Source organism: Nocardia salmonicida NBRC 13393 (genome assembly GCF_001613085.1).
GTDB classification, from domain to species: domain Bacteria; phylum Actinomycetota; class Actinomycetes; order Mycobacteriales; family Mycobacteriaceae; genus Nocardia; species Nocardia salmonicida.
This window is the reverse complement of sequence record NZ_BDBR01000033.1, coordinates 65,111-78,011: the sequence shown is the minus strand read 5'-3', so window position 1 is coordinate 78,011 and position 12,901 is coordinate 65,111. Positions and strand designations below refer to the sequence as shown.

The following is a 12,901-nucleotide window of genomic DNA, read 5'->3' as shown; positions in this document are numbered from 1 at the left end:
CCTTGTATGGTCGGCGCCGATGCGGAACAGGTTCAACTTGGACGGCGTGTTCCTTACGGTCTTCGGGTCGGTCGCGAGTTGGTGAAACGGCCGAACGCGTGGCTGATGCCTCAGTCGCTGAACGCCTTCGCGGCCGTGGAAAAGGCTGGGGTGCCGTTGATCAAGATGTAGAGGCAGGGGCAATGACCGTCGTGTACTTCTCTCGTATGCGTTGGTTGAGCGCAGCCGCCATCGGTGGTCGACGGTCGGCTCTGAGGCATTCACGCTCATCGATGGGCCGCTGGGGCGAGAGTGGCTGGCCGGCGTCGACCGTATCCGCGCCGGCTACCGGTTGCCGGTCGCCGTCTGAGCGATCGACAGAGCCGGAAACTACCGCGACCCGATAAGTTGGTGGAAGCTGATCCGCGGCGTCGGCGATGACGTCTGTCTGCTCGTTCGCCCGGACGGCCACTGTGACCAATTGGACGGGTACAGAGTTTGGCGTGCTGTCCGTGGTCTCAATGGTTTCGCCGAAGTCGCGGTCTGCGTGGCCACAGCCGTCGGAACTACAGAGCAGGTCTCTTCGGTCAGCAGCGTCTGGGGTGTTGCGTGCGGACATGCAGGAGAGCGGGCGGGCGCGGAAGGCGCCCCACAGAAACCCCACACTTTTGACCGGAATCAATGCGAAATGATGCGAAACGTTGAGAACAGTCGCTTCGCGAAAATGCTTGATGCTGAGCACTATTGGGTCTCGATGGGTAGGGTTCGGCCAACTGGAACGCGCGCCAAGTGGTCGCAGGTTCAAATCCTGTCAGCCCGACAGTGAAAACCCCCTCTGACCTGGGCGGATTCTAGGAGTCGTCGCAACACTCGTGGTGGTGGTTAGGCCGCGAGTAGCTTAGCTAAACGCTCGGCTGGGGTATCCCAGTCGAGCGTTTTGCGTGGGCGGCCGTTGAGCTCGGCGGCAACGGCGTCGAGATGCTCACGGGAGTGCAGCGACAAGTCGGTGCCCTTGGGGAAGTATTGCCGCAGCAGACCGTTCGTGTTCTCGTTCGAGCCGCGCTGCCAGGGACTGCCTGGATCGCAGAAGTAGACCGGAATGTCGGTAGCGACGGTGAACAAGTGGTGCTCACCCAACTCGCTGCCCTGGTCCCAGGTCAACGACCGCATCACATGTGCAGGAATTCGAGCGACAGTGCGTTGTAAGGCATCTCGTACCACCTCAGCGCTTCGGCCATGGGGTAGATGCATGAGCATCAGATAGCGGGTGGAGCGTTCGACAAGAGTGCCTATCGCCGAACCGTTGTCCTTGCCCACGATCAGATCACCCTCCCAATGCCCGGACACGGCTCGGTCTTCGACCTCGGCGGGCCGGTCGCTGATCATGACCATCGGATGGGTGAAACGAGTCCGTCGGCAGCCGGCCTGCCGATGCGGGACGCGCCGAGCGCGTCCGGTGCGCAGCGCTCGGGCCAGCTCACGGCGCAGCTCGCCGCGGCCCTGCAAATACAAGGCTTGATAGACAGTTTCGTGGACCACGTGCAGCTCCGGACGGTCGGGAAAGTGCGTGCGCACAGCCTGGCAGATCTGTTCGGGGCTCCATCGTTTGTCGAGGTGACGCTGGATGAATCGCCGTAGTTCGGGATACCGGCTGACCTTGCTCGGCTTGGGTCGGTGGCGTCGTGCGTCGGCGCGGGACTGGGCCGCGTGTGGGCGGTAGGTCGCCTGTCCGGACGGGCTCACCGTGGCGTTGCGCGCGATCTCACGGCTGATCGTGGAGGGACTGCGGCTCAGCTCGGTCGCGATCTGGCGGACACCTGCGTTCTCCCGCCGTCGGTCGGCGATGTGGATGCGTTCGTCCTCGGTCAGATACCGCGACTTCGACCCGGCGAGTGCTGCCCGCTCGTTTCGAGCGGGCAGCACTCGCCGTTTGGGATCGTCACGGCCGTTGAGCCACTCGCGCCCGGTGCGTTCGTGGACACCGACCATCCTTGATGCCGCTTTGTTTCCGTAGCCTTGTTCCACAAGACGGAGATACTCCGCCCGTTCGGCCCGCAACTTCTTACGGCCCTGAGGTTTCCGGTCCGCCCGGATCTGGAAGTCCATCGCAATATCCCCTGAACTGGGGTGTTGCGACGATCCCTAGAACCCAAGCTGGGTCGGAGGGGGTTTCGCATTTTCGGAGATTTGACGTTTTTCGGCCAATTCCCACAGAAACCCCACGTTTTTGAACTCCGAGGCTTGTCGAGAACCCGCGAGTAGCCTGTCTCGCGGCGCCTGTCGGCGAGTTCAGCGGATCACCTTTCCGCCCCTCACACCCAGGGCTTGTTGGTCTGGAACCGACGCTGCGTGCGCCCCGTCGGGGCGGGCGCAGCTCGCATGATCGAGCTGCTGACTCGACTAAGGTCGAGCGTGCCCCGCGATGTGGCGGCGGCGTGTGGGTGCACGGGGAAGGTTTCGCCTCGATCGGCTGGCCCGGCCGAGGCGAACCGCGCATTCTAGAACGCGCAGTCGGGTTCAGTAGATCCGGACCGGCCAGCATCTGAGTGCTGCCGAAAGTTTGCTCAGCCTGCTGCTCCGGTCCCACCGCACGCCGTAGGCGAGGAAACCGCGATACATGATCCGCAGCTCCTGAAGCGCTGCCCCCGCCTGTAGCGCTGACCGTCGGTCCGGCTCACTGCAGCGGGTCGGCGCGGGAACACCGGGATCTTCGGCTTGATCGACCTACTGCCCGTAACTCAGCTGCGGCCGTGCCACGTACGTCGCCGTCGAGATCAAGGCTACCGACTCGCCCTTGGGTACTTCTGACCAGTGGGGGATGACTCGACCTCGCCCGTGCGCCTGTACTTGCGCGTCGGACCATGCCCGCAGGTGCGGGGGCCGACTTCGGTGTGGACGAACCGTGCGGCGTATGCATCGGGCCATCCCCGAGGGTGCGGGGCCGACACCTATTCAGCTGCAGGTTCCGAGCAACCTACCCTGATTCGATTCACTTCGCTTCTAGCCACCGATTGGCGAAGGGATAGTGGAAGCTAGCCCTCCATGCCGACGAGAACCAGATCTGGTCAGATCCGTGCGCCCTTCTCGAGATTGCACCGACGGCACAGGATTTGGAGGTTTCCGACGCTCGTAGCGCCACCTCGACTCAGTGGGATGACGTGATCGAATTCGAGGTAGTGGGCATCGCCGCACTGGCAACACCGACCGCCATCTCGTTGCCACACCTCGGATTTCACGTCCGGCGGTATTGATCGGGTATCGCGTTGTCCAGGAGCGAGAACTAATCGCTTCGCGATCCGCAGCGCTCCCTCCAACACCGCTGCAACGTATTCGGGATCGGGGACCCCGTAGGTTCCACCACCTCGAGCGGTGGTCGCGGAGACGATGACGTTCCCGTACTCACTGGTGATCGAGACGATTTTCGACCACGGCAGCTCGGTACCAGCTCCGGCGCCGATGAAGCGGAGCTTCTTGCTGCTACCGATCAATCTGCCGCTGTTGTGGCGTGGTCCGCTGGCCAAGTACTTGATCTGTGACGCGTTGACATCGACGTACAGCGTCTCATCCGCTTCCAAGTGCAGGTTCGATCGCTGTATGCGAGGGAGCTCGCCGGTGCGGACCTGTGTCAGCGATCGGCCTCTGAGCATGCGCTGACGGAGCTCGTCGACCCGTCGTTGGGCGGCCCCCAAATCAACCGCCGCCTGAAGATCGACGACGGCACGCTCGAAGTCACCGAGCTCATTGGCTTCGATTTCGTCGTCGGCGAAGGCGAAAGCGACTACACGTTCCAAGTAGGCGATGGCGAGGGGGCGCAGAGCTTCTCGGCCGCTGGCTTCATGGATCCGTTCGAAACGCAGTGCGACCCACAGCTCTTCCCATCCGCTGCCGCGCGGTCCGGACTCTGTCAGCACCCGCCAAGCCTGGGATCGCCACGTTTCCATGAATCTGTTGACGTCGGACTCACACCACCGGCACGGTGGCGGGCTACCGAACCGCGGGATCCGCCGTTCTCTGCCGCAGCGCTCACACAACGCCGGATCCGATGGAATCAGTTGTCGGGTGTCGTCTGTCCAACCGGTGCCGTTCCACCAGCGCAGCTGACCTGAGCCCACAAGCTCCGGATACCAGCCCGGTTCCATCCGCGCCGGGGATGGCTGGGGTGCCGCGCCGTTAGGTGCGGGAACCGGCGATCCTGCTGGCGGCGGGTTCGCGGGCGGGTCGTCGACTTCCACACCGAATTCTTCGGCAAGCCCACGCAACCCGCTCGCCCAACCCTGGCCGACCGCCCGGAATTTCCACGTGCCGTTTCGTCGATAGAACTCGCCCAGCACGATCGCGGTGACAGCCTCGGGCTGGTCGACCTCGAACGAGATCAGTGCGTCGCTCCCGTCCTGGACCGTCAGTGTGAGGTCCCGGACGTCGCGGAACGATCCCTCGTCAACCGATGCCGAGACGACGATGCGGGAAACCGCTGTTTCAACACTGGCGAGCGAGACCGTGAGAACGGCACGGCCAGCGCCGGATTCGGTCAGCGAGACCGCCCCTGACGGGTGGTCGGCCGCGTTGTAGAACACGAAATCGTCGTTCGTCCGGATCTTTCCGTTCTCGGCCAGGAGAAGCGCTTGCGGATCGACATCGCACTGCGATCCCCACGTCAGGGTCACCGCCACCGTCGATGCGGTGACCGCAGCATTTTCACCTCTGGAGAGCTTCACGCCGTGCACACCGCTCTCGCAGCGAATTCCGTTACGCACAACGCCTTCCTGGGGCGGATGTGGCACAACTCGGTCAACGGGCCCGCCGCGCTAATTCAGCAGTCGAACTCAGGAACGCAGGGCCTCCTGAGCGATGGTTGATGATCCTGCCCGCCGACGAGGAACAGACGGCGATACGCGTGCTCTACCGTGGCGTGAAGGTGCGACCCGTTTCATGCGACAAGTACCCACGGACTGAGGATGCCGGACTGCTCGATCGGAGCAGGACATGCGCGAGACCACGCCGCACCGTGAGACCAACGGCAGCGAGTGGGGTTCTCATGGCTCTGGGCAGCAACGGGATGCGCAGACTACGGAAGAAGCCCGTCGAGCGCGGCTTGGTATTGCGGAATCAAGGTCTTGTCGATCGGGCTCGGCCCATCACGCTTGAAGCGCAGCACGATCGAGCCGTTCCTGTAAATCAGCGACGATTTCGACATGATGGTTGCGTACTTCTCCGCGGCCGCTTCGCCATCGAACTGGTACACCGATACCGGATCAATCGCGATCATCTGTGAACACCCCAGGTCAGCGCACCCGGCTACCTTGGTGCGGTCCGCGCGCCCCGTGGCGGGAAGGCCCGCAGCCTCCATCGCATCGACCACAGCAGCAGCGGTAGTGGCTGCGGGCGGGAGCGAGGATCTCACCACAGACGTCGCTGATGCCCCAGTGGATACCACCACCGAAGGAGTTACGAACACGCCGTCTTGACCGTCGCCACTGCATGCGCCCAACCCAGCGACCAATGCTGCGATGCATCCAGCAACAGCTACGCGCCTCACAACTGTTCTCCTAGCATGACCCGGTCTTCTGAACGGTGCCCTGGTCGACGAATAGTACCGTTCTGCAGAGTATTCCGACCTTGTCGAACTCCTTGTGGAGTGATGCGTGAGGTAGGCACCGTTCGTTCCGTGGCCCCGCGAGCACCGTCGCCCGTGTCTCGTCCTGCGTTCGTTCGGATCCGCCAGCACTTGTCGGGCTGTCTCGCTAATGTCACGCGCATGGACGCGGTGCAGGTACAGAAGAAGCTCGAGCTCTCTCCCGATGAGGACTTCATCCTCACCGCGTGGCAGTACCAGATGATGCAGCGCGACATCGCCGCGTCGAAGGGCAAGCACCTTCCGTCCAAACGCGAAATCCGTAACTCCTTCCGCGACAACGCCGTTGCGGCCATCGTGGCGCGCGACCAGGACGACTGGTCGCCCGCTGTCGCCGAAGTCGTTCACCAGATCGCCGCGGATGGTGAGTCTCCGAATCTCGAGGCGCTCGAGTCCGCTGGGCCACAGATCTCCTCGGTCGTGGCGAGACGGTCACGGGCCTTGCTTCTGCTGATCGACCTGTACGGGTTCGAGCCGTGGGTAGAAGGCAAGTGGGACAAGGCCGTCCGCGCCGAAGCTCTCGCCGCCGCCCATCGGTCGATGGATCAACTCCATCCCGAAGACCTCCCGGCTGTGGAAAACGCATACAAGGACGCGATCAAAAAGCTGTCCAAGGCGAGCAACTGGACCAAATACGCGCTCCTGGCGGGTGCCGGCCTCGGACTCGGTGTCCTGACCGGCGGCCTCGCCGCACCAGCAATCGCCGGCGCCTACGGAGCGCTTGTTCTTGGCTATTCGGGCGCGGTGGCTACATCGGCGGGCCTGGCGGCGATCGGGGGTGGTTCCATCGCGGCCGGTGGTCTCGGCATGGCCGGTGGTGCCGCGCTGATTACCGGCTTCAGCGGCGCAGCAGGAGTCGGGGCAGTCACGCTCGCGGGTAAGGCTGCCGGGTTCACGGCCGCTCGTATCGCCGCCGACGCCATCCGACTCCACGTCGTGACCCAGCTCGTGCTGCGCGATGTCGACGGCAACGAAGAGGCAGCCAAGGCTGTCATCGTCAGTCTCCGCGAGCGCGTGACAAGCCTGGGCAAGACCGTCGTGACTCTCGCCGAGCGAATCGAAATCCTTCGTGCGCAACTCGAGACCAAGCAAGCAGAGCTGAACGCTGAGCGCGATCAACGCCAGGCGGCCGAAGATCGCGTCGCTCGCTTCCGGATCGTCGCCGACCGGCTCAAGGAGCGTGTCACCGGACCAGAGAATGATGAACTTCAGGCCTTGCTCGCCGAACTCGAGGATCTGGAGGGTGAGAAGAAGACCGTGGAGACCCTTGCCGAGGGGGTATCTGTCCTCGCTGACGACCTCGAGGAAGCAGCGTGAGCGCCGCTGACAGCAACTCCAACGAGCGGATCTCGCCGATCGATGACGACTACATCGCCAACTTGGATGCACTCACGCGCGACCTCGACGACATCGAATCGATTGCCGCATCAGCGCTTTCGGACAAGCCGATCGAACACGCGGCCGCAGAGCGCATCGTGGGCGCCTCGACTGGCCTCACCTATGCCGAACTCACGGACCATCATCGGCAGCGTCGCGAAGTCGAGGGGTGGGGCGAGGCCGACATTGCCGACATCCTCGACCCGATCGCGCTGCGGCAACTCGATGGGTGGCGGGCGGCCCAACGGGTTCCGTGGGAACGTGGCGACTTGGTCGTCGTGGGTGTCTCCGGGCTCATCGGCGCACTCGGAAACCTCTACGACAACCAGGTAGACGCTGCAGTGCTCAGTGGTCTGTCCTTGTTGAAGAAGACCGACCTGCTGCGCCGGTGGGAGCGAGAGACCGCCCGACTGCCCATCGATTACACCGGCCCGAAATTCGGCGGTCCGGCACATCGCGTTCGGTCGGCCGGCCACGACATCGGCCGGTTCTTCGCCGCCCTCCATCAGATCCGCACGGGAACCTTCGAAGGCACGTGGTGGGAAGACGGACAGCGGATGGTCGAAAAGGTTGCGACAACTCGCTCCGGTCTGCCGTTCGCGCAAGCGCCTGAGCGGCATCTCGCAGTCGCGCTTCTGTTGAAACACTGGGCCGCCGACTTTGTCACCCCGATGAACCTTCCGCTGCCGGGCTGGACATTTCTCGCCGAGATGCCGAACCCCGACTTGCGGAAGTTCGCCAATGACGCTTACGCCGGAACGAACTCCGGCGACGGGTTGAACCTTCGCTCCGGAATGTTGACCCCGGGTCTAGGGATGCTCGCGACCGAGGTCGTCATCCGAACCCACACCCACCTCGGGGCCTACCGTTGCACGGGCACGCCACGGCTGGCGACTTCTGCAGCGGCCAAACACACAGAGATGCTGCTCGCCGCGCACGCCGCAGCCGGAGCGATCAGCGTGTCGAAGACCACCGCAGCCGCGATTGCTGGTGAAACCGCCGTCGCCGCTCGACATCTCAACATTCCGGTACTCATGCGGATCGGGATGCTCGCTTTGAAGGTCCGCTCCGACGCCGCGGCCCGTGCAGAAACCGGAGCACCGTCGTGGGGAGAGCTGCTCGCCGATGAAGCGGCGACTTGGAGCCTGCCCGAGGCGCTCACCATCGCGGAACTACTGACGAACTCCGTCGGCCCATCGCCCGCCGACGAAGCGGTAGGTGGACGGTGACGCGGACTGGGAACGCCCGGCGCCTCCACAGCGTGCAGCTGATACAACTGAAACCCCGCACCGAGAAGGTCAGGGGTTTGCCGGGGACGCCGAGGGGCCGTGGCGGTCTACCGCGCCTCATCGTCGTCCTCCTGTCATCGGTCGTCCAGGTCCGCCAAGGCGGTTTCGAGTGCGTCGATGTCCCAACGGAATTCCTTTCCGACTCGGATGGGTTTGGGTAGCCAGGTGTGCTTGCCTGGTTGGCGGGCCCAGCGGCGCAGCACTTCTGGATGGATGCCGATGTGGGCGGCCGCGGATCGGGTGTTGACCCATCGGCGAAGCGGCGGTGGAGGCGGGGTCGAGACTTCATCGTTCACCGACGTGCCTCCGGTCGTGGTCGACGTGGAGCACGGATGCGCAGTGGTGTACGCGCCGCGTCTGAGGAGGGCGGCAATCGCCCAGAGAATTACGGCTATTCGTGCGGTGTCGGCGGAGGCCACAGCGCACGAATTGTGATCACGTGGCGGGGCAGCGCTCAAGACACGGCAACTGTTCGAGCCGGTGCGGCACCGGAAATGCCACAGCAGATAAGCGAAGACAGCTCGCGGCGGCAGCGCTGAAGAATCCTCGCGCCCCGGGAGCGGGATAGCAGTCGTATGAAATTGCATCGGGCACCTTTCGGCCCGATCAGTGGCTCTTCCCGTATACAGGAAAACACAAATTCGGCGATGTTCGCCACCAGTTTTCTGCTGGCACCGAGAAATTGGTGGCGATTCAGGCACAGTACGACAAGCCCTCGCCCTGTGAGTGGTCACAAACCTCCGACCGGCGCAAGCAGATCTGTCGTCACTGCACCGGCCGGATGTCCTTGGTCGCTAGTCGATTTCAGGACCGGAGTACGCCTCTGGTGTCGCCGTGATGAGCTGGATGTGGTGAGCGAGTATGCCGTCGGCCAGCGCCAGCTGGTAGGAGACCGGGCTGTGGTTGGTGTCGTAGGCGTGCAACAGGCACCGCGAGTCGCGCCCACGGGCGACGTTCACGCTGGCTGCCCACAGTCGCCGAGCATCGCTGATCGGCGCCAAGGCGGAAACGAGCTCTTTTGCCTGCGCTGAACTCCGGTGCCTTCCCAGGGCTGATTTCAGCATCGCGACTGTCCAGGAACCTTCGCTTTCGGGGTCGACGACCACGGTCTTGCTGTGATCGCTCAACATCCATACCGATATCGAACGGCTGTCTTCGATGGCAGGAAGGGCGGTAGCGAACAAGTCGTTGTGCGCCAGCACGTTCCAGAATGGATCGATGAAGGCGGCGGGGATGGCGCGGGCTTGGAACCGCTCGAGGTTGATCCTCAGGGATTTCTCTGCTTGGACGTAGGAGCGCAAGGCATCGGGTGGTGCCAGCATGATCGCGGGCCCTGCGAGCTCACGCAGGTGGGAGGCCATCGCCTTGTCGAGGCGGTATCCGCTGATGATTTTCTCGAGAGTGTCAGGGGGCGGCTTGGACTCGCCGCGTTCGAAACGTCCCAGATGGACGGCGCTGAAGTTGACCGCTGTGGCGGCTTGGTTCTGGGTGAGTCCGAGATCGTCTCGAATCCACGCGATGGTGGTGCCGAGGTCTGGGATCGAGACCTGTGGTCGTTTGGGGGCACGTCGGCGTTGGCGTCCCTTGTGGGGCCGTGCAATTCGTTCGTTCAATTGTCTCCCCCCCCGGGAGTTTGTGGTGGACGTCACAGATTGCGTGGTTTGAACGCAATATTGCGATTTCGTGACGAGATCCGTTGGGGTTTCGGACTGATCCGTTGCGTGCGGGAAACAGCATGCCGAGCGGGTTGGGGCGGTCGCTGACCTTCAGGTCCAGGATCGCTTCTTCGATTGCTTCGACGGTGTGCGCGGGCAGAAGTATCCTGCGCCAGCCGTTTTCGGATTTCGGCACGGGCTTACGGACCCAGCCGCCGGTGCCTTCTCCTTTGACTTCGATGAGCGTCCCGGTGATATCGAGATAGGGTTCGTCTGCCTCGAGGTCGATGTCCTCGAGGAGGAGGGCGAAGACTTCGTGGGGGCGGATCCCGGTGCCGGTGATGACGTCGACGACCCACACCATGGTCCAGTCGCGGGGTGGTCCGCTGACATAGGCAGGGGTGCCGGGGATCTCCTCGCCGCGTGCCCATGCGCGCACTTGGGCGCGAAAGGCAGGCAGCGCTGCCATGTCTGCGACTTTTCCGCGTGCGGCCCGTTTGGCTTTGCGAAACGAGGAGACGCCGGCGACGGGATTGGTCGTCGCGGCACCATGGCGGACGGCGATCTGCATCATTGCCCGCAGGATGATCTTGTGCTGTTTGGCCTTACGGCGAAACCCCTGGGCCAGTAGCCGTTTGAGGTGTCGATCGAGCTCGCCGGCGGTCGCTTGCCAGATCTGTAGACGGCCCAGGGTGTTCTCGATCTTGATGGTTTTCGGGTTCGCTCGTTTGTCTCGGGAAACGAGGATCTCGCGGCGGTAGTCCTCGACCAGGCCGGGACTGCAGGCTTCGTCGGCCTCCATCTCGGCGAGTAGTTCCTCGGCCAGAGTGAGCAGGGTGGTAGTGCGTGTGATGCGCTGTTCACCGGTGTCCTCGCGGAAGTCGCGTATCGCTTCAGCGAGGCGGTTGCGTGCTTCACCTGCTGTGGGGCCGGTGCGTTCGATGTACTGGATACCCCAGGCGCCGTAGTAGCGGGCGGTGGTGCGCCAGGTGCCGTTCCGTTGTTTTCGTGGCGGCGTGGGTCGGCCGAAGGTGCCGACCGGATGGGGGACTCGCCCGGCCATGATTACCTTCCTTGAACTCGGACGCAGTGATTCGGGGCAGCGCGAACCGCACGCGAAGCGGCGGCTGGATGCAGGCATATGCGCGTGACAGGTCCGCCGAAGCGGTGAGGAGGCGGATACGTATTCGAGGGATGCACGGAAGTCGGCGCGACTGACCGGGGCTACTGACTGCCGCCGCCGTCGGCGAACCGTTGGTCTTCCCAGGCGCGGACGTCACCGAGTCGGTAGCGCCGGTAGCGCCCCATCCGGGCATAACGAGGCCCGCGACCGGAGCCGGCCCATGCCGCGAGGGTCTTGACGGGAATTTTCAGGCGGGCGGCGAGTTCAGCAGTGCTGAGCCATGTTTCGTCGCCAGGAGCCAGGTGAGGACGAGAGCTGCTCGAACCGTCGCGTCGAGCCGACGGTGAGGAATCGGAAGAAGACATGACACACCAATTTTTCGTCGGTGATCAATGGCTCTTCCGACCTCAGTATAGACGGGGAAGAGAACGACGAGAACGACGTATGTCGGGTTGGTGTGGAACTGGGCGACACGACATGCCAGTCGGTCGGTGACGCGCATCGTCGTCGGGAACTGACCCGTGACTGTCCGATACCCGCCCGCCACGTCTACACTGTGAAACGCCAACCATTAGCTTGCATCAAGCCTGTGTGCGGCCGATTACCCAATCACGAAGGCCCCGAGCTCATTACTTGCGAGCTCGGGGCCTTCGGCGTTACGCGGGTGGGAGGGGCCGACCAGAGAGATCGGCAAATCGATCCATACGCGGGGGTCGACGGCGGCCTGACCGCTGATAATGGGGGTCTTACCGGTGGTGTGCCTTCCTGTACCTCCCGATTCAGGTCGCTGCGCTGGTGGGACCGGGGCTTCAGCTGGCATCTGTGGGGATGTCACGCGACCCCGCTCAGTTCGGTCGGCCTCGCCGTACTCCTGGCGGAGGCTCACGGTCATAGCCGTGCAAGAAACCGCCTCCGACGGTGGAAGCGGGACCATAAAATTTGAGCGCCAACCCGTCTACTCGGCACACTCCAGCGCTTGCGATTGATGGACAGTGCACTGCAGACGGCAGGAGCACAAAAGGCGTGTAGACCGCGGGCGGCGGCAAGATTCGATCAGGATCGGTGCTCGGCGACTCGATCGTCGGCCCAGCATCCGATAGGTCAAGGTAAACTCCGATCTCTGACTGCTCAGGTGCGAGAATCACTGAAATCACGTTTTCACCTACTAGTTTCGATGCTGCGCCCGTTTCCCGCACCGCGTCGACCATGATCGACCGTATCCGTTCTGGCGACTCAGATCCTTCTGCCTTGACCCGCTCGCGAGCCCGTTTGATGATGGGCTCGCGGACGTCCCCGGCAGCGTTCAGCGCGAACGAATTCCACGATGGCCACCGACCAGAATCGCCTACGCTATCCCACTTTTTCTCGTCGAACTCAACCTTGAAGATAATGTGCCGCCACGCTGGTTTGGTGAACTGCAGCCCGGAGCCGATCAGGATCAGTTTATGCTTCTGGGCAGCCGACGGGAGCCGTCGGAATGCAGCGTCTACGCTCTCTACGATCCGTCGGCCGATCTTTTCGAAGTGGATCCGAAGCGGCTGGCCGTGCCCTCGCATGAGAATCCCGCCCTTTGAAAGGTCGGCCACACCGGATACAGCCTCGGCGATAAACTGATCAGTCGGGCGAGCATCGATATATGCCACTCCCGTGTACCCCAGGACGAGCCAACAATCTGACCCAACGATGACGATCGTCTTGTTCGCCCTCCTGTCGTGCTCGACGATCAGGCCAGCATGTCCATAGGTCACGAGTTGATCGCTCGCGTGAAACGCATGATTCCGAGTCACGGCGGTTACCAGAAGGGTCACTGAGGGAGGATACAAGGCTGAACGGTTACTTCCGACCT

General features: G+C 63.2%; 11 protein-coding genes. 2 read left to right on the top strand and 9 right to left on the bottom strand.

Going from position 1 to position 12,901, the window contains the following annotated elements; translation table 11 throughout:
- Window positions 1-160: 160 nt before the first annotated feature.
- From NS1_RS40310 to NS1_RS27510, 4 genes are all read right to left on the bottom strand, one after another.
- Window positions 161-721: a hypothetical protein gene (locus NS1_RS40310; protein ID WP_157125409.1), complete on the bottom strand. Its 561-nt coding sequence runs from the start codon at window positions 719-721 to the stop codon at window positions 161-163.
- A gap of 140 nt (window positions 722-861) precedes the next feature.
- The gene (locus NS1_RS27520) at window positions 862-1,968 is read right to left on the bottom strand and encodes an IS30 family transposase (RefSeq protein ID WP_218019980.1); all 1,107 of its coding nucleotides are present in this window, start codon (window positions 1,966-1,968) and stop codon (window positions 862-864) included.
- 1,076 nt (window positions 1,969-3,044) lie between these two features.
- The gene (locus NS1_RS27515; RefSeq protein WP_255284714.1) at window positions 3,045-4,733 is read right to left on the bottom strand and encodes a TerD family protein; all 1,689 of its coding nucleotides are present in this window, start codon (window positions 4,731-4,733) and stop codon (window positions 3,045-3,047) included.
- A 311-nt stretch (window positions 4,734-5,044) separates the two neighbouring features.
- Entirely contained in the window at window positions 5,045-5,338 is a 294-nt protein-coding gene (locus NS1_RS27510; protein ID WP_157125408.1) for a hypothetical protein, read from the bottom strand.
- 396 nt (window positions 5,339-5,734) lie between these two features.
- Here NS1_RS27510 and NS1_RS27505 point away from each other — a divergent pair, with 396 nt between their 5' ends.
- Complete coding sequence (locus NS1_RS27505; protein ID WP_062989075.1) at window positions 5,735-6,928, top strand: coiled-coil domain-containing protein; 1,194 nt, start codon at window positions 5,735-5,737, stop codon at window positions 6,926-6,928.
- A complete protein-coding gene (locus NS1_RS27500; RefSeq protein WP_062989073.1) occupies window positions 6,925-8,217 on the top strand; it encodes a hypothetical protein in 1,293 nt (430 codons plus the stop codon). The genes NS1_RS27505 and NS1_RS27500 overlap by 4 nt, the downstream gene beginning before the upstream one ends.
- Before the next feature lie 134 nt (window positions 8,218-8,351).
- On the opposite strand, the gene NS1_RS27495 is transcribed toward NS1_RS27500, so the two are convergent.
- The 5 genes from NS1_RS27495 to NS1_RS40305 form a co-directional block, all read right to left on the bottom strand.
- Window positions 8,352-8,573: a hypothetical protein gene (locus NS1_RS27495; RefSeq protein ID WP_062989071.1), complete on the bottom strand. Its 222-nt coding sequence runs from the start codon at window positions 8,571-8,573 to the stop codon at window positions 8,352-8,354.
- A gap of 498 nt (window positions 8,574-9,071) precedes the next feature.
- Entirely contained in the window at window positions 9,072-9,788 is a 717-nt protein-coding gene (locus NS1_RS27490; RefSeq protein ID WP_373864370.1) for an MmyB family transcriptional regulator, read from the bottom strand.
- The gene (locus NS1_RS41880) at window positions 9,682-10,995 is read right to left on the bottom strand and encodes a hypothetical protein (RefSeq protein ID WP_062989067.1); all 1,314 of its coding nucleotides are present in this window, start codon (window positions 10,993-10,995) and stop codon (window positions 9,682-9,684) included. The genes NS1_RS27490 and NS1_RS41880 overlap by 107 nt, the downstream gene beginning before the upstream one ends.
- A 161-nt stretch (window positions 10,996-11,156) precedes the next feature.
- Window positions 11,157-11,420, bottom strand: coding sequence for a helix-turn-helix domain-containing protein (locus NS1_RS39345; protein WP_245661757.1), 264 nt, complete (start codon window positions 11,418-11,420; stop codon window positions 11,157-11,159).
- Between the two features lie 480 nt (window positions 11,421-11,900).
- Window positions 11,901-12,863: a hypothetical protein gene (locus NS1_RS40305; RefSeq protein ID WP_157125407.1), complete on the bottom strand. Its 963-nt coding sequence runs from the start codon at window positions 12,861-12,863 to the stop codon at window positions 11,901-11,903.
- Window positions 12,864-12,901: the final 38 nt, after the last annotated feature.

What these genes read in the sequence shown, in the direction of transcription:
- NS1_RS27520 (WP_218019980.1), bottom strand. Translation starts at nt 1,968, where the DNA reads ATGGTCGGTGTCCACGAACGCACCGGGCGCGAGTGGCTCAACGGCCGT.
- NS1_RS27505 (WP_062989075.1), top strand. Translation starts at nt 5,735, where the DNA reads ATGGACGCGGTGCAGGTACAGAAGAAGCTCGAGCTCTCTCCCGATGAG.
- NS1_RS41880 (WP_062989067.1), bottom strand. Translation starts at nt 10,995, where the DNA reads ATGGCCGGGCGAGTCCCCCATCCGGTCGGCACCTTCGGCCGACCCACG.
- NS1_RS39345 (WP_245661757.1), bottom strand. Translation starts at nt 11,420, where the DNA reads ATGTCTTCTTCCGATTCCTCACCGTCGGCTCGACGCGACGGTTCGAGC.